Origin of the sequence: Xanthomonas campestris pv. asclepiadis (assembly GCF_020784175.1) — a bacterium.
Classification (GTDB): Bacteria; Pseudomonadota; Gammaproteobacteria; order Xanthomonadales; family Xanthomonadaceae; genus Xanthomonas; species Xanthomonas campestris_D.
In genome coordinates, this window is the sequence record NZ_JAJGQM010000010.1 from 61,548 (window position 1) to 76,693 (window position 15,146).

General features: G+C 66.2%; 14 protein-coding genes. 10 read left to right on the top strand and 4 right to left on the bottom strand.

The annotated features are described in order from the left end of the window. Positions 1 to 39: 39 nt before the first annotated feature. A complete protein-coding gene (gene aceK / locus LL972_RS07160) occupies positions 40 to 1,779 on the top strand; it encodes a bifunctional isocitrate dehydrogenase kinase/phosphatase (protein WP_228326989.1) in 1,740 nt (579 codons plus the stop codon). A gap of 110 nt (positions 1,780 to 1,889) precedes the next feature. Here aceK and rho read toward each other — a convergent pair whose 3' ends face one another. Next, positions 1,890 to 3,779 carry a transcription termination factor Rho gene (rho, locus tag LL972_RS07165; protein ID WP_228326990.1) on the bottom strand — a complete coding sequence of 630 codons (1,890 nt, stop codon included), beginning with the start codon at positions 3,777 to 3,779 and terminating at the stop codon, positions 1,890 to 1,892. Between the two features lie 217 nt (positions 3,780 to 3,996). Next, the gene (gene trxA, locus LL972_RS07170; protein WP_228326991.1) at positions 3,997 to 4,338 is read right to left on the bottom strand and encodes a thioredoxin TrxA; all 342 of its coding nucleotides are present in this window, start codon (positions 4,336 to 4,338) and stop codon (positions 3,997 to 3,999) included. Positions 4,339 to 4,536: 198 nt separating this feature from the next. On the opposite strand from trxA, the gene rhlB reads away from it, so the two are divergent. The 6 genes from rhlB (at position 4,537) to rpoH (ending at position 10,621) form a co-directional block, all read left to right on the top strand. Then, positions 4,537 to 6,255, top strand: coding sequence for an ATP-dependent RNA helicase RhlB (gene rhlB, locus LL972_RS07175; protein WP_228326992.1), 1,719 nt, complete (start codon positions 4,537 to 4,539; stop codon positions 6,253 to 6,255). 75 nt (positions 6,256 to 6,330) lie between these two features. After that, the gene (gene ftsE / locus LL972_RS07180) at positions 6,331 to 7,017 is read left to right on the top strand and encodes a cell division ATP-binding protein FtsE (RefSeq protein ID WP_003484499.1); all 687 of its coding nucleotides are present in this window, start codon (positions 6,331 to 6,333) and stop codon (positions 7,015 to 7,017) included. Continuing rightward, on the top strand, positions 7,014 to 7,964 hold the full coding sequence (gene ftsX, locus LL972_RS07185; RefSeq protein WP_228326993.1) for a permease-like cell division protein FtsX: 951 nt from the start codon (positions 7,014 to 7,016) through the stop codon (positions 7,962 to 7,964). The genes ftsE and ftsX overlap by 4 nt, the downstream gene beginning before the upstream one ends. Positions 7,965 to 7,972: 8 nt before the next feature. Beyond that, entirely contained in the window at positions 7,973 to 8,815 is an 843-nt protein-coding gene (locus LL972_RS07190; protein WP_164739090.1) for a response regulator, read from the top strand. 5 nt (positions 8,816 to 8,820) lie between these two features. Next, complete coding sequence (gene ung, locus LL972_RS07195; RefSeq protein WP_228327028.1) at positions 8,821 to 9,546, top strand: uracil-DNA glycosylase; 726 nt, start codon at positions 8,821 to 8,823, stop codon at positions 9,544 to 9,546. A 199-nt stretch (positions 9,547 to 9,745) separates the two neighbouring features. Continuing rightward, the gene (rpoH, locus tag LL972_RS07200) at positions 9,746 to 10,621 is read left to right on the top strand and encodes an RNA polymerase sigma factor RpoH (RefSeq protein WP_024938885.1); all 876 of its coding nucleotides are present in this window, start codon (positions 9,746 to 9,748) and stop codon (positions 10,619 to 10,621) included. 136 nt (positions 10,622 to 10,757) lie between these two features. On the opposite strand, the gene LL972_RS07205 is transcribed toward rpoH, so the two are convergent. Further along, positions 10,758 to 11,372, bottom strand: coding sequence for a trimeric intracellular cation channel family protein (locus LL972_RS07205; protein ID WP_228326994.1), 615 nt, complete (start codon positions 11,370 to 11,372; stop codon positions 10,758 to 10,760). Between the two features lie 52 nt (positions 11,373 to 11,424). Continuing rightward, positions 11,425 to 12,717 carry an NAD(P)/FAD-dependent oxidoreductase gene (locus LL972_RS07210; RefSeq protein WP_228326995.1) on the bottom strand — a complete coding sequence of 431 codons (1,293 nt, stop codon included), beginning with the start codon at positions 12,715 to 12,717 and terminating at the stop codon, positions 11,425 to 11,427. A gap of 118 nt (positions 12,718 to 12,835) precedes the next feature. On the opposite strand from LL972_RS07210, the gene LL972_RS07215 reads away from it, so the two are divergent. Genes LL972_RS07215 through LL972_RS07225 form a run of 3 tightly spaced genes read left to right on the top strand, consistent with a single transcriptional unit; the run spans position 12,836 to position 14,849 of the window. Further along, positions 12,836 to 13,363, top strand: coding sequence for a hypothetical protein (locus tag LL972_RS07215; protein WP_228326996.1), 528 nt, complete (start codon positions 12,836 to 12,838; stop codon positions 13,361 to 13,363). Continuing rightward, positions 13,360 to 14,190, top strand: a complete 831-nt coding sequence (locus tag LL972_RS07220; RefSeq protein ID WP_228326997.1) for an NYN domain-containing protein — start codon at positions 13,360 to 13,362, stop codon at positions 14,188 to 14,190. The genes LL972_RS07215 and LL972_RS07220 overlap by 4 nt, the downstream gene beginning before the upstream one ends. 2 nt (positions 14,191 to 14,192) lie before the next feature. Next, positions 14,193 to 14,849, top strand: coding sequence for a glutathione S-transferase family protein (locus LL972_RS07225; protein WP_228326998.1), 657 nt, complete (start codon positions 14,193 to 14,195; stop codon positions 14,847 to 14,849). The last annotated feature ends 297 nt before the right edge of the window (positions 14,850 to 15,146 follow it).

Sequence of the window (15,146 nt, forward strand, 5' to 3'; positions counted from 1 at the left end):
TGGCTGCACGTGGCAACATGCGCTGGGTACACTGCCGGCATGAGCCAGCTCCCGTTACCGCCGCAGTCCGAGCGCCGTGCGCTGGCGATCGCCCAAGCCGTGTACGACGCCTTCGAGGATTACCACGCCCGGTTTGCCGAGATCACCGCACGCGCCAAACAGCGCTTCGAAACGCGCGACTGGAGCGGTGCGCGCGATGACGCGGTGGCGCGGATCGCGCTGTACGACCAGTACATCAGCGAATGCATGCTGCGCTTGCGTGCGGTGCTGCTGGGGCAGGCGCACGATCGCGCGCTCTGGATGCGCGCACGCCTGCATTACGCCGCGCTGCTGAGTGGGCTGATCGATCAGGAGTTGTACAAGACCTTCTACAACACCCTGACCCGGCGTTACTTCGGCACCCACGGCGTGGATGCGGAGATCGAATTCATCGCGCTGGATATCGAACCAACCGATGCGATCACTGTGCCGGTCGCGCGGCATACCTACGCGGTCTCGCCCGGCCGGCTGACCGACATGCTGGTGCGCGTGCTCGGCGATTATTCCTTCGACGTGCCGTATGCGCATCGCACCCGCTGTGCGGCGGCGATCGCGGTGCGCCTGCTCGACGATCTCGCGCATTGGGGCGAGCACCCGGTGCGCAGTGTGGAACTGCTGGAGACGGTGTTCTATCGCGAGCGGCGCGCCTACCTGGTCGGCCGCGTGTTCGGCGAACATCGCTTCTCGCCCTGCGTCATCGCCCTGGTCAACGACGACGCCGGCCTGCGCGCCGAAGCGGTGCTGACCCGACGCAGCGATGTCGCGCAACTGTTCAGTAACTCGCGCAGTTACTTCCAGGCCAATCTGTCCACCGTCGGCGATGCGGTGGTGTTCTTGCGCAGCCTGCTCACCCACAAGCCGGTCGACGAGCTCTACACGATGCTCGGGCGCGCCAAGCAGGGCAAGACCGAACGCTATCGCACCTTTTTTAGCCATTTCCAGGCACATTCGTCCGAGCAGCTGGTGCATGCCGATGGCACGCCTGGCATGGTCATGGTGGTGTTTACGCTGCCCAGCTATCCGCTGGTGTTCAAGCTGATTCGCGACCGCTTCGCCTATCCCAAGACCATGAGTCGCGCGCAGGTGGAGGGCAAGTACGAGCTGGTGTTCCAGCTCGATCGCATCGGCCGCCTGCTGGACGCGCAGCCGTATCGCTTCCTGCGGTTTCCCAAATCGCGCTTCGCGCCGGCATTGCTGGACGAGCTGCAGACCAGCTGCGCGACGAGCCTGAGCGAAGATGGCCAGGACGTGCTGATCGCGCTGTGCTACGTGCAGCGCCGCCTGCGCCCGCTCAATCTCTACCTGCGCGAACAGCTGCCCGAAGCCGCGCATGCGGCCGCGCTGGACTATGGCCAGGCGATCAAGGACATGGCGCGCAACAACATCTTTCCCGGCGACATGCTGCTGAAGAACTTCGGCATCACCCGCCATCAGCGCGCGGTGTTCTACGACTACGACGAGCTGTGCCTGATCACCGAATGTACGTTCCGCGATTGGCCCACGCCCACCACCTACGAAGAACAGATGGCTGCCGAGCCCTGGTTCCACGTCGGCCCGCGCGACGTGTTCCCCGAGCGCTTCGCGCTATTCATGGGCCTGCCGCCCTCGCAGCTGGAAGCGGTCAAGCACCTGCACCCGGAACTGTTCGACCCGCAATGGTGGCGTGATCTTCAAGCGCGACTGCGCGAAGATGATTATCCGGACACGCCACCCTATGCGGACTCGCGTCGTCTGGCGTAGCTGCCGAATGCCGATGTGCGTGGCGCGGCGATGCCCGTCGGACACAACTCCGCAGCAACAAAAAAGCCCCGCAATGCGGGGCTTTTTCGTCTCGATCAATTTGCTCGAAATCAGCGCTTCATCGAACTGAAGAACTCGTCGTTGGACTTGGTGGTCTTCATCTTGTCCAGCAGGAATTCCATTGCCGCGATTTCATCCATCGGGTGCAGCAGCTTGCGCAGGATCCAGATCTTCTGCAGCAGCTCCGGCTCGATCAGCAGGTCTTCGCGACGCGTGCCCGAGCGGTTGATGTCGATCGCCGGATACACGCGCTTTTCGGTGATGCGACGGTTCAGGTGCACTTCGCTGTTGCCGGTGCCCTTGAACTCTTCGTAGATCACCTCGTCCATCTTGCTGCCGGTTTCCACCAGCGCCGTGGCGATGATGGTCAGCGAGCCGCCCTCTTCGACGTTACGGGCCGCACCAAAGAAGCGCTTGGGACGGTGCAGCGCATTGGCGTCCACACCACCGGTGAGCACCTTGCCGGAGCTGGGCACCACGTTGTTGTAGGCGCGCGCAAGACGGGTGATCGAGTCGAGTAGGATCACCACGTCCTTCTTGTGCTCGACCAGGCGCTTGGCGCGCTCGATCACCATCTCGGCGACCTGCACGTGGCGCGCGGCCGGTTCGTCGAAGGTGGAGGAGATGACCTCGCCGCGCACGGTGCGCTGCATTTCGGTCACTTCTTCCGGGCGCTCGTCGATCAGCAGCACGATCATGTGCACTTCGGGATGATTGCTGGTGATGGCCGTGGCCACCTGCTGCATCATCATCGTCTTGCCGGCCTTGGGCGGGGAGACGATCAGCGCGCGCTGACCTTTACCCTGCGGCGCCATCAGATCCAGGATGCGGCCGGTGATGTCCTCGGTCGATCCATCGCCACGCTCCAGCCGGAAGCGCCGGCGTGGAAACAGCGGGGTCAGGTTCTCGAACAGCACCTTGTTCTTGCTCGCTTCCAGCGGCTCGCCATTGATGGTGTCGACGATCGACAGCGCGAAATAGCGTTCGCCGTCCTTCGGGAAGCGGATGCGGCCGGACAGGTGATCGCCGGTGCGCAGGTTGAAGCGGCGGATCTGGCTGGGCGAGATATAGGTATCGTCCGGGCCGGCCAGGTAGCTGGCTTCTGCGGCACGCAGGAAGCCGAAGCCGTCGGGTAGGATTTCCAGCACGCCGTCGGCGGCAACGCCCTCGCCGTGGCGGGTCAGCACCTTGAGCAGGGCAAAGATCACGTCCTGCTTGCGCGCGCGCGCCACGCCTTCCTGGATGTTGAGCTGGTCGGCGATATCCAGCAGCTTCTGCGCCGGCATCCGCTTGAGATCGCTCAGCGAGTAGATCGGGAAGCCTTCCGGCACGGCCGGGTGCGGGCGCGCGATGAACGGCTCGTTGCTGCCATCCGACGACGGCATGCCGCCGCCACCTTCGTTGCCGAAGCGGTCGCGTCCACGGTCGCGGCGGTTGCGGAAGCGGTCACGGCGGTTGCCTTGCTGGTTCTGCCCCTGGCCCTGGCCTTGCTGACTCTGGCCGCCATTCTGGGCTTGGTCCTGACCCTGACCCTGCGCCTGGGGCTGAGCCTGGTTCTGGCCCTGGGACCGGTGCTGCGCCTGATTCTGGTTCTGCTGCTGCTGCGCCTGATTGAAGCGCTGCTGCTGTGTCTGGCCACCCTCGCGGGAGTCGCCATGGGTGTCGCCGCCCTGGTTGCCCTGGTTGGCGCTGGGGGCGTTACCGGCATAGGAGGCGCCATCGCCGGACGTCTGCGCCGGTGCCGAATCGGCAGCGTGCGACGGGGCCTGCGGGGCACGTGGAGTCTCGGGTGCGGGGCTGGCGGGCAAGGGCAGGTTGGGCTGCTGCGCGCCACCATCGTCGGTGGCAGCGGCGGTCTTGCTCACGCGCGGCTTGCGCACGCGCTTCTCGACAGGAGCGTCGACGCTGCTCCCGGTATCGGAGGAAGGATGATCGGACAAGTGCGTGATTCCTCGCTAAGAGTGCGAGCGCCCGGCTGGGGGGCGAACTTTAGGTGATGGGAGTCTAGAAGAGGTTTCTAGAGGGGTACGTCGGCGCACGAACGTGCTCCGGATCAACTGACACTATCACCGCTGCGCGCAACCGCGCAAGCGCCTGCCTCAGCAGGATTTAACTGCTGGCGCATCACGGGGCGCCCATCGCTGGACGCCCGCTCTCTCAGGCGACCGCGCCGCCCAGGGTCTTGTCGATCATCTGGGTCAGCTGGCCCTTGCCAACCGCACCGATCTGGGTGGCCTGCACCTGCCCGTCCTTGAACAGCAACAGCATCGGGATCGAACGCACGTGGTACTTGATGGCCAGGGCGCGGTTCTGGTCCACATTGACCTTGGCAACCTTCAGTCTGCCCTGGTATGTATCGGCCAGATCGTCCAGCACCGGGGCGATCATCTTGCAGGGTCCGCACCACTCGGCCCAGAAATCCACCAGCACCGGTTCGCCGGATTGCAGTACAGCTGTATCGAAGTCGGCATCGCCGACATGTTGAACCTTGTCGCTCACGTTGGGTCTCCTGGAAACCAAAACGGCCCGCCCGAACGGGCAGGCCGCTACATTGCGTTAAACTGGGGCATTGCGCGACTGAATCAAGTGTCAGTCCTGAAGCCGCGCTGTCCGCCACAACAGCCGCAGTTTGCGACGCTGTCGGCATCGATGCAAGCCGCGCCCGGGCTGCCCAGGGCGCCTCACGAAGACGGAATAATGAGCGACAAACCGCTGACCGATTTGACTTTTTCCACGTTCGACCTGCATCCGGCGTTGATCACCGGGCTGGAGAGCGCCGGGTTTACTCGCTGTACCCCGATCCAGGCGCTGACCCTGCCGGTCGCGCTGCCAGGCGGCGACGTCGCCGGCCAGGCCCAGACCGGCACCGGCAAGACCCTGGCGTTCCTGGTGGCGGTGATGAACCGCCTGCTGATCCGGCCGGCGCTGGCCGACCGCAAGCCGGAAGACCCGCGCGCGCTGATCCTGGCGCCCACCCGCGAGCTGGCGATCCAGATCCACAAGGATGCGGTCAAGTTCGGCGCCGACCTGGGCCTGCGCTTTGCGCTGGTCTACGGCGGGGTGGACTACGACAAGCAGCGCGAGCTGCTGCAGCAGGGCGTGGACGTGATCATCGCCACTCCGGGCCGGCTGATCGACTACGTCAAGCAGCACAAGGTGGTCTCGCTGCACGCCTGCGAGATCTGCGTGCTGGACGAAGCCGACCGCATGTTCGACCTGGGCTTCATCAAGGACATCCGCTTCCTGCTGCGGCGCATGCCCGAGCGCGGCACCCGGCAGACTCTGCTGTTCTCGGCCACGCTCAGCCATCGCGTGCTCGAGCTCGCCTACGAGCACATGAACGAGCCGGAAAAGCTGGTGGTCGAAACCGAGACCATCACCGCCGCACGGGTGCGCCAGCGCATCTATTTCCCGTCCGACGAAGAAAAGCAGACGCTGCTGTTGGGCCTGCTGTCGCGTAGCGAAGGCGCGCGCACCATGGTGTTCGTCAATACCAAGGCGTTCGTCGAGCGCGTGGCGCGCACGTTGGAGCGGCATGGCTACCGCGTCGGCGTGCTGTCGGGCGATGTGCCGCAGAAAAAGCGCGAGTCGCTGCTCAACCGCTTCCAGAAGGGCCAGCTCGAGATCCTCGTCGCCACCGACGTGGCCGCGCGCGGCCTGCATATCGACGGCGTCAAGTACGTCTACAACTACGACCTGCCGTTCGATGCGGAAGATTACGTGCACCGCATCGGCCGTACCGCGCGGCTGGGCGAAGAGGGCGATGCGATCAGCTTCGCCTGCGAGCGCTATGCGATGAGCCTGCCGGATATCGAGGCCTATATCGAGCAGAAGATCCCGGTCGAACCGGTGACCTCCGAGCTGCTAACGCCGCTGCCGCGCACCGCGCGCGCGCCGGTGGAAGGCGAAGAGGCCGATGACGACGCTGGCGACAGCGTCGGCACGATCTTCCGCGAGGCGCGCGAGCAGCGGGCCGCCGAAGAACAGCGTCGTGGCGGTGGTCGCAGTGGCCCGGGCGGCGCATCGCGCAGCGGCAGTGGCGGCGGTCGTCGCGACGGCGGCAGTGCCGATGGCAAGCCGCGTCCGCGTCGCAAGCCACGTGTGGAGGGCGACGCCCCGGCAGTGGCCGCACCGAGCGAGACGCCGGTGGTTGCTGCAGCGTCGGTCGAGGCGCCTTCTACCATCGTCGCCGATGCCGAGCGCGCACCGCGCAAGCGTCGTCGTCGTCGCAACGGCCGCCCGGTCGAAGGGGCCGAGCCGGCAGTGGCCTCCACACCGGCCGCCGCACCTGCCGCTCCGCGCAAGCCCACCCAGGTGGTCGCCAAGCCGGTGCGCAGCGCCGCCAAGCCGTCCGGCAGCCCGTCGCTGCTGAGCCGTATCGGTCGTCGCCTGCGTTCGCTGGTCTCCGGCAACTGATCGCCCACGGCTGCAATCGCATCGCCGGACTCCGGCGATGCGACGCAAGCGCTGGCGCTCCGGCATAATCGCTGGATGACCGTTCTGCGTTTCGACAACGTCAGCAAGCACTACGCCGGTGGCCACCAGGCGCTGACCGATGTCAGCTTCGAAGTGGCCGATGGCGAGATGCTGTTCGTGACCGGCCACTCCGGCGCCGGCAAAAGTACCTTGCTCAAATTGATCCACCTCAGCGAGCGGCCCAGCCAGGGCGCGGTGCTGCTGGGCGAGCGCAACCTGCTCAAGGTGCGCGGCCGGCAGATTCCACTGCATCGTCGTCAGGTGGGGGCGGTCTATCAGGACCATCGTCTGCTCAACGACCGCAGCATCGCCGAGAACGTGGCCTTGCCGTTGATCCTGCGTGGCACCCGGCGTGCGGAGATCGGCAAGCGTGTGCGCTCGGCATTGGAGCGGATCGGTCTGGCCCATCGCGAGAAGGCGCTGCCGTCGCAGTTGTCGGCCGGCGAGCAGCAACGCGTGGGCATTGCCCGCGCCATCGTTGGCGAACCGCGCCTGCTGGTAGCCGATGAGCCCACCGGCAATCTCGACCCGGCACTGGCCGCCGAAATCATGCAGTTGTTCGCCGAGCTGCCGGCACGCGGGACCAGCGTGCTGGTGGTCAGTCACGACCTGGCCCTGCTCAAGCAGATGCGCAAGCGCGTGCTGATCCTGGACCACGGCCGGCTGGTCGACGACATCTCGCCGCAGGATCTGGCCGAATGAGCAAGCCCGCCAATACCGAAGCCGTTGCCCCCTCGCGGGTCGGCGTGTGGATCGACCACCATCTGCACAGCATCGCCTTCAGCCTGGGGCGGGCCATGCGCAAGCCCTGGGCCACCTTGCTGACCATCGTGGTGATGGCGCTGGCGCTGGCCTTGCCGCTGGGGCTGTCGATCGCGCTGGACAACGTCAAGTTGCTGGCCGGCAGCGTGCAGCAGTCGCGCGAGATCAACCTGTTCCTGAAGGTCGAGATCGGCGCCGAGGCCGCGCAGGCGCTGGCCGGCGAACTCCGCGCCCGCCCGGATGTTGTCCGGGTCACGCTGCGCACGCCAGCGCAGGGGCTGACCGAGCTGCGCGAGAGCGCCAAGCTCGACGAAGCGATCGACGCGCTCGGCGACAATCCGCTGCCCACGCTGTTGATCGTCACGCCCACCGAGACTGCCGATGATGCGCAACTGGCCGGCGCGCTGCAGGCCTTGCCGCAGGCCGATCAGGTGCAGCACGACGCGCTGTGGCGCAAGCGCCTGGATGGCTGGCTGCGTTTCGGCGAGCGGCTGGTGCAGGTGCTGTCGGCACTGCTGGGGATCGGCGCGGTGCTGGTGGTCGGCAACACGGTGCGGCTGGATATCCAGTCGCGGCGCGAGGAAATCGGCGTGCTGCAGTTGCTGGGCGCCAGCGATGGCTTCATCCGGCGCCCGTTCCTGTATCTGGGCGCCTGGTACGGGCTCGGTGCCGGCGCCGTGGCGCTGGCGCTGATCGCCGCCTCCGGGCTGGCGCTGCGCGCGCCGTTGGCGATCCTGGCCGACAGTTACGGCAGCTCCTTTACCCTGCACGGGCTGGATCTGCTGCATTCTGCGATGGTGCTGGTCGGCACCCTGGTCCTGGGTTGGCTGGGCGCCTGGCTGGTGACCGGCCATTTCCTTCGCCAGACCCGTCCCACCGAGACCTGAGGCTTGCCATGCATCCACCAGATCTCAAGCACCTGATCAGCGACGCGCCGCGCGTGATGGTGGTCGATGGCTCCAAGCTGGTGCGCAAGCTGATCGCCGATGTGCTGCAGCGCGACCTGCCCAACGTGCAGGTGATCGGCTGCTCCAGCATCGCCGAAGCGCGCCAGGCGCTGGAAGCCGGTGCGGTGGATCTGGTCACCACCTCGCTGTCGCTGCCCGACGGTGACGGCCTGACGCTGGCGCGCAGCGTGCGCGAGGCGGCCGGCCAGGCCTATGTGCCGGTGATCGTGGTCTCCGGCGACGCGCAGCAGCACCTGGTGGAGCGCCGCTTCACCGAATACGTCACCGACTACTTCGACAAGGCGCTGGGCCACGAAGCCCTGGCGACCTTCATCCGCGGCTATGTGCAGCCCGAGCCGGTGGTCGGCGCGACCGTGCTGTATATCGAGGACAGCCGCGTGGTAGCCGAGGCGACCAAGCGCATGCTCGAGCGGCAAAGCCTGAAAGTCATCCACGTACTCACCGCCGAGGACGCCTTTGCGCTGCTCACCGCCGAATCGCTGGGCCGCACCGAGCGCCGCATCGACGTGGTGCTGACCGATGTGACCCTGAAGGGCGAGCTCAACGGCCGCGACGTGGTCGAGCGCATCCGCATCGATTTCGCCTACGGCAAGCGCCGTCTGCCGGTGCTGGTGATGACCGGCGACACCAATCCGCGCAACCAGTCCGAGCTGCTGCGCGCCGGCGCCAACGATCTGGTGCAAAAACCCATCGAAGAACGTCTGCTGGTGACCAAGGTGCTGTTCCAGCTGCGCCTGGCCCGGCTCGAGGATCAGGCCGTCACGCTATGACCGAAGTGGCTGAAGTGGAAGCGCGTATCCAGCTGGAACCGTCGTGGAAGGCGCGGGTGGGCGATTGGTTGCTGCGCCCGGAAATGCAGGCGCTGTCCGCATTCCTGCGCCAGCGCAAGGCGGCCGGGGCGCGGGTGTTCCCGCCGGGTCCGCAGATCTTTGCGGCCTTCGACGCCACCCCGTTCGAGCAGGTCAAGGTGGTGATCCTGGGCCAGGACCCGTATCACGGTGAAGGCCAGGCGCATGGGCTGTGCTTTTCGGTGCTGCCCGGCGTGCCGGTGCCGCCGTCGCTGCTCAACATCTACAAGGAGATCCAGGATGACCTTGGGATTGCGCGGCCGGACCATGGCTATCTGATGCCGTGGGCGCGCCAGGGCGTGCTGCTGCTCAATGCGGTGCTGACGGTGGAGCAGGGCCGGGCCGGCGCGCACCAGAACAAGGGCTGGGAAGGCTTCACCGACCATGTCGTGGAGACCCTCAATCGCGAGCGCGAAGGCCTGGTGTTCCTGCTCTGGGGCAGCTACGCGCAGTCCAAGGGCAAGGTCATCGACCAGGCGCGCCACCGCGTGTTCAAGGCCCCGCATCCGTCGCCGTTGTCGGCGCATCGCGGCTTTCTGGGCTGCCAGCACTTCTCCAAGACCAACGAGCATCTGCAGCGTCGCGGGCTCGGCCCGATCGACTGGTCACTGCCGCCGCGCAACGTGCTGGACTCCACGTCGGCCAGCGGCTGAACGACACAGGCGTCAGCGCGTTTCGTGGTGTCTTTGTCACGGTCCGCGCAGGACCACAGTGGTAGCGTAGCCACTTGAATTCGGGAACTGTGCCATAGAACGACGGTGAAGCCAAAAGCCCGAACGTCCTATAAATGGAACGCTGGGAACTCTTCCTGTACCCGGCAGTCCAATAGTTCGACTGCTAAGATGGTGCCCTATGAACCAGATCACCTCGACTGCCCTTGTGGCAAACAATCTCCCGATTCCCAGTGCGCTCGGTTCGCTGGACGCCTACATCGGTGCCGTGCACCAGATCCCGGTGCTGTCGGTCGATGAGGAACAGAATCTTGCCCGTCGCTTCCGTGACGAGCTGGATCTGGACGCCGCGCGCGAGCTGGTCCATTCCCACCTGCGCTTCGTGGTGCACGTCGCTCGCGGCTACAACGGCTACGGCCTGCCGCTGGGTGACCTGATCCAGGAAGGCAATATCGGCCTGATGAAGGCGGTCAAGCGCTTCGACCCGGAAATGGGCGTGCGCCTGGTCAGCTTCGCGGTGCATTGGATCCGTGCCGAAATGCACGAGTTCATCCTGAAGAATTGGCGCATCGTCAAGGTCGCCACGACCAAGGCGCAGCGCAAGCTGTTCTTCAATCTGCGCAAGTCCAAGACCCGCCTGGGCTGGCTCAATGCCTCCGAAGTGACGGCCGTTGCCAAGGACCTGAACGTCTCCGAGCGCGAAGTGATGGAGATGGAGTCGCGTCTGTCCGGTCGCGATATCGGCTTCGATGCCTCGTCCGACGAAGACGACGATCACGGCCCGCCGTCGCCGGTCAGTTACCTGGTGGCCAACGACGAAGATCCGTCGCAGGCCTACGAGCGTCACGACAGCGAAGACAATCAGCTGCAGCTGCTGCGCGAAGGCATGGCCGGTCTGGACACGCGCTCGCGTGATATCGTCAAGCGTCGCTGGCTGGATTCCGACTCCAAGGTGACGCTGCAGGAGCTGGCCGACGAGTACGGTGTGTCGGCCGAGCGGATCCGCCAGATCGAGGCGAATGCGCTGAAGAAGATGAAGGCACTGTTCGTAGCCTGATCGTTGATCATGCTGCAGGTGTTGCACAAACGGCCCGGTTTTCCGGGCCGTTTGCATGTGTGGCGCTGGTGATGCCTCGATTCTGAAGACGCGTGCTTGTTCACCGGTGATCGACCACGCACGGCGGCCGGCTGCGCTATTCCGGCAGGCGTGCCACCGGCAGGTGCCAGCCGTAGCGGATGGCCATGAAACGCAGCCCGAAACAGACCAGCGCACCCGTCGCCAGCGACCAGGCCTGCGGCACGTCGAGCACGTGCCCGATCGCGACCAGGCCGCCGCCGGCCAGCGCGGCGACGGCGTACAGCTCGGCCTGCAGCACTACCGGGGTACGCGCCACCAGCAGATCGCGGGCGATGCCGCCGCCGATGCCGCTGAGCATGCCGAGCAAGGTCGCGCTGAGCGGGCTGAGTTGATAGTCGAGCGCCTTGCTGGTGCCATAGACCGCAAACAGCGCCAGCCCGGCCGCGTCGAACAATTGCACCGGGTTGCGCAGCCGCTCCACCGCCGCATGCCAGTAGAAACCGGCCACGCCGGCCAGGCAGGCGACCAGCAGGTACTGCGGATGCACCAGCGCGGCTGGCGGGGTGGCGCCGATCAGCACATCGCGCACGATGCCGCCGGACACCGCCGCCGCGCACGACAGCACCAGGACGCCGAACAGATCCAGACGATTGCGCACTGCCACGGTGGCGCCGCTGAGGGCGAACACGAAGGTGCCGAGCAGATCCACCAGGAACAGGAGAGTGGTCACGATCAGACCGTCGCATCAGGCCGCACAGCATCGCGTACGGCCCGTGGCGCTGTCATCCGTCCTTGCTGCTGGGCGGCGGGTCGTCGGTGGCGCCGCCGAAGATGATGCGCGCGGCACGCTGGTAGCTCCAGTACGCCATCGCCCAGTTCACCAGCACCACGAAGCGGTTGCGGAAACCGATCAGGAAGTACACGTGCGCGGCCAGCCAGAACCACCAGGCCACGATGCCGGAGAGCTTGAGCTTGCCGACATGCACGATGGCGGCCATGCGGCCGATCGTGGCCAGGTTGCCGTAGTCCTGATAACGGAAGGCCGGTGCAGGCTGGCCGCGGTGGCGGGCGCGGATCGCCTTGGCGATATGCTTGCCCATCTGCTTTGCTGCCGGTGCCACACCCGGCACCGGACGGCCGTCCTGCTGGACCGAGGCCAGGTCGCCGCCGACAAAGATCTCCGGGTGGCCAGGCACGCTCAGGTCCGGCTCCACCAGCACGCGGCCGGCGCGATCCAGCGGTACGCCGAGCGTGCGCGCCAGCGGCGATGCGGCCACGCCGGCGGCCCACACCACGGTGCGTGCAGGCACGAAGGTGTCGCCCAACTGGTAGCCCAGCGCATCGATGTGGGTGACTGGCGTGCCGGTGTGCACTTCCACGCCCAGGCGCTCGAGCTGCTTGCGCGCCTTGGCGGTGAGATCGTCCGGGAACGAGGGCAGCACGCGTGGGCCGGCTTCGACCAGGCGCACGCGCGCCTGTTGCGGGTCGATATGGCGGAACTCGTTCTTGAGCGTGTGGCGGGCGATTTCGGCCAGCGTGCCTGCCAGCTCGACGCCGGTCGGGCCGCCGCCGACCACCGCAAAACTCAGCCAGGCCGCGCGTGCGGCCGGGTCGGATTCGGCTTCGGCGCGCTCGAAGGCGAGCAGCAACTTGCGCCGTAGCACCAGCGCGTCGTACAGCGTCTTCAGGCCGGGCGCATGCTCGGCCCATTGATCGTTGCCGAAGTAGGCATGGGTGGCGCCAGTGGCCAGCAGCAGCACGTCGTAGCCGAGCGTGCTGCCATCGGCGAGCACCACTTCGCGGCAGGCCGGTGCGATTTCGGCGACGTCGCCGAGCAGTACCTCGACGTTGCGTTGTTCGCGCAGGATGTGGCGCAGCGGCGCGGCGATATCCGGTGCCGACAGCCCGGCGGTGGCGACCTGATACAGCAGCGGCTGGAACAGGTGATGGTTCTGGCGGTCGATCAGGGTGATGCGGATGCCGGGATCGTCGAGCGCGCGGGTGGCCCATAAACCGGCGAAACCGCCGCCAACCACGACCAGGTGCAGCGGAGCTTGGGAGGGGGAAGAAGTCATCGTCAGGTCCGATGGAATGCGACGCGGGCTCATCAGCATGCCGCATCGGCAATGAACATGACGCCTGAACGCGGCCCGCCTGCGGCATCATGTCGCATCTCATCCACGTGATTACCGCATGCCGTCACTACCGCCACCGTTGCCGCCGTTGCCGCCATCACCATCCGTTTCGCCGGCGATGGCAGCGGCTGCCGCGCGTACGCCCGGACAGCAACTCAGTGGCGTCACGATCGGGCTGATCGGGCTGGCGGCCTGCGTGGTGCTGTTCGGCATGGTGGTGCTGGGCGCGCTCGGCTGGCTGATCGTTTTCGGCTGGTCGCTGTTCGCCGATCAGGCACGCGCCGCGCTGCAGGACGATGCCGTGGTGCAGGAACAGATCGGCCAGATCCACACGATGCGGGTGGATCTGGTGCGCACCGGTCTGGCGCCGGGCGACGACGATTTCGTGTTCACGGTGGAAGGCGATCGCGGCCGCGGACGCGTGCATGCCACCTGGGTCAGCGGCGGCTCCGAGCGTGAGATCCTGAGTGATGGCGTGTTGACCATGCACGACGGCAGCCAATACACGCTGCCGTCGGCGGATGCCGTCGAGACCGAAATCGATGCCGCAAGCGACACCGACTCTGCCGACACCTTCGAGGAATGACCATGATCGACAATCCCGACAAACGCATCGCCTTGCTGATCGATGCTGACAACGCGCCGGCCGGCAAGATCGACGTGGTGCTGGCCGAAGTGGCGCGCTATGGCGTGGCCAACGTGCGCCGCGCCTACGGCAACTGGAAGAGCCCGCATCTGAAGAACTGGGAAGCGGCGCTGCACGAATATGCGATCCGGCCGATCCAGCAATTTGCCTACAGCTCGGGCAAGAACGCCTCGGACATGGCGATGGTGATCGATGCGATGGACCTGCTGTACGCGCGCAATCTGGATGGCTTTGCGATCGTCTCCAGCGATGCGGATTTCACTCCGCTGGTGATGCGGCTGCTCACCGATGGCATGAAGGTGTACGGCTTCGGCGAGAAAAAAACCCCGGCGCCGTTCGTCAATGCCTGTTCCAAGTTCACCTATGTCGAAGCGCTGGGCGAGCAAGCGGCAGCGGCCAGTGACACCGCCGCCGGCCGCAAGGATGCCACCGCGCTGCGCGGCGACACCCGGCTGGTGCAGATGCTGCGCAATGCGATCGACAGTGCCTGCGAAGACGATGGCTGGGCGCATCTGGGGGCGGTGGGCAAGCAGGTGGCCAACCAGGCCTCGTTCGACCCACGCAACTACGGCTATCGCAAACTCAGCGATCTGGTGCGTGCGATCGGCCTGTTCGAGATCAAGCAGGACGAGCAGGCCCTATGGGTACGCGATGCGCCCAAGGGCGGGCGGGCGAAGGCAGCGCAGCCAGCGGCCGCTGTCGCCACGCAGGCCTCCACCGCGAAGCGTCCGGCGCGCACGACGCCCAAACCGGCAGCAGGGAAATGACGATGGCTGACGTTGCAATGCCATCGGCTGCAGGGAACGGCCCGATCACGCTATGGGGGCGGCGTAATTCCAGCAACGTGCGCAAGGTGCTGTGGTGCGCCGAAGAAGCCGGGGTGGCGTATACCTCGATCGAAGTCGGTGGTGCGTTTGGTCGTAACGACACGCCCGCCTATCGCGCGTTGAATCCCAATGGCCTGGTGCCGACGATGCAGGATGGCGCGTTGGTGCTGTGGGAGTCCAACGCGATCGTGCGCTATCTGGCCGCGCAATATGCGCCGGCCCTGTATCCGCAGGCACCGGCCGAACGCGCGCTGGGCGATCGCTGGATGGACTGGACCACCTCGACGTTTGCCGGTGTGTTTCGCGACCTGTTCTGGGGCGTGCTGCGCACACCGCAGGCCGAGCGCGATCCTGCGCGCATCGCCGCGGCGCTGACGCGCTCGGGCGAACTGCTGGCACGCGCCGATGCGGCCCTGGCGCAGCAGCCGTATCTGTCCGGCGCACAATTTGCGATGGGCGATATCCCGCTGGGCAGCTTCATCTACGCCTGGTTCGAAATGCCGATCGAGCGCCCCGAGCTGCCGCATCTGCAGGCCTGGTATCAGCGCCTGTGCGCGCGGCCTGCCTACCAGCGTGGCGTAATGACCGCGCTGACCTGAGTTTTGCGTTTCCGCTCAGGCCAGCATGGTCCATGGCAGGCGCCGCACGCGCTGCCGACCTCACGCGTTGTTGCAAGTACATGGGCCTTGTACATCACGCAACCAAGTAGCCCGCGTTTTCTGTAGGAGCGCACTTGTGCGCGAGGGCATTCCCAGTAACGCCCCATCGCGCGCAAGCGCGCTCCTACAAAAGCGTGAGGACACGTGCAGCCTGTTGGCTCGCGTTTGTTCGTAGGAGCGCACCCGGGCGCGATGGCATTCCCGGTAACGCCACATCGCGCCCAGGTGCGCTCCTAC

What these genes read in the sequence shown, in the direction of transcription:
- aceK (WP_228326989.1), top strand. Translation starts at nt 40, where the DNA reads ATGAGCCAGCTCCCGTTACCGCCGCAGTCCGAGCGCCGTGCGCTGGCG.
- rhlB (WP_228326992.1), top strand. Translation starts at nt 4,537, where the DNA reads ATGAGCGACAAACCGCTGACCGATTTGACTTTTTCCACGTTCGACCTG.
- ftsE (WP_003484499.1), top strand. Translation starts at nt 6,331, where the DNA reads ATGACCGTTCTGCGTTTCGACAACGTCAGCAAGCACTACGCCGGTGGC.
- ftsX (WP_228326993.1), top strand. Translation starts at nt 7,014, where the DNA reads ATGAGCAAGCCCGCCAATACCGAAGCCGTTGCCCCCTCGCGGGTCGGC.
- LL972_RS07190 (WP_164739090.1), top strand. Translation starts at nt 7,973, where the DNA reads ATGCATCCACCAGATCTCAAGCACCTGATCAGCGACGCGCCGCGCGTG.
- rpoH (WP_024938885.1), top strand. Translation starts at nt 9,746, where the DNA reads ATGAACCAGATCACCTCGACTGCCCTTGTGGCAAACAATCTCCCGATT.
- LL972_RS07210 (WP_228326995.1), bottom strand. Translation starts at nt 12,717, where the DNA reads ATGACTTCTTCCCCCTCCCAAGCTCCGCTGCACCTGGTCGTGGTTGGC.
- LL972_RS07215 (WP_228326996.1), top strand. Translation starts at nt 12,836, where the DNA reads ATGCCGTCACTACCGCCACCGTTGCCGCCGTTGCCGCCATCACCATCC.
- LL972_RS07220 (WP_228326997.1), top strand. Translation starts at nt 13,360, where the DNA reads ATGACCATGATCGACAATCCCGACAAACGCATCGCCTTGCTGATCGAT.
- LL972_RS07225 (WP_228326998.1), top strand. Translation starts at nt 14,193, where the DNA reads ATGGCTGACGTTGCAATGCCATCGGCTGCAGGGAACGGCCCGATCACG.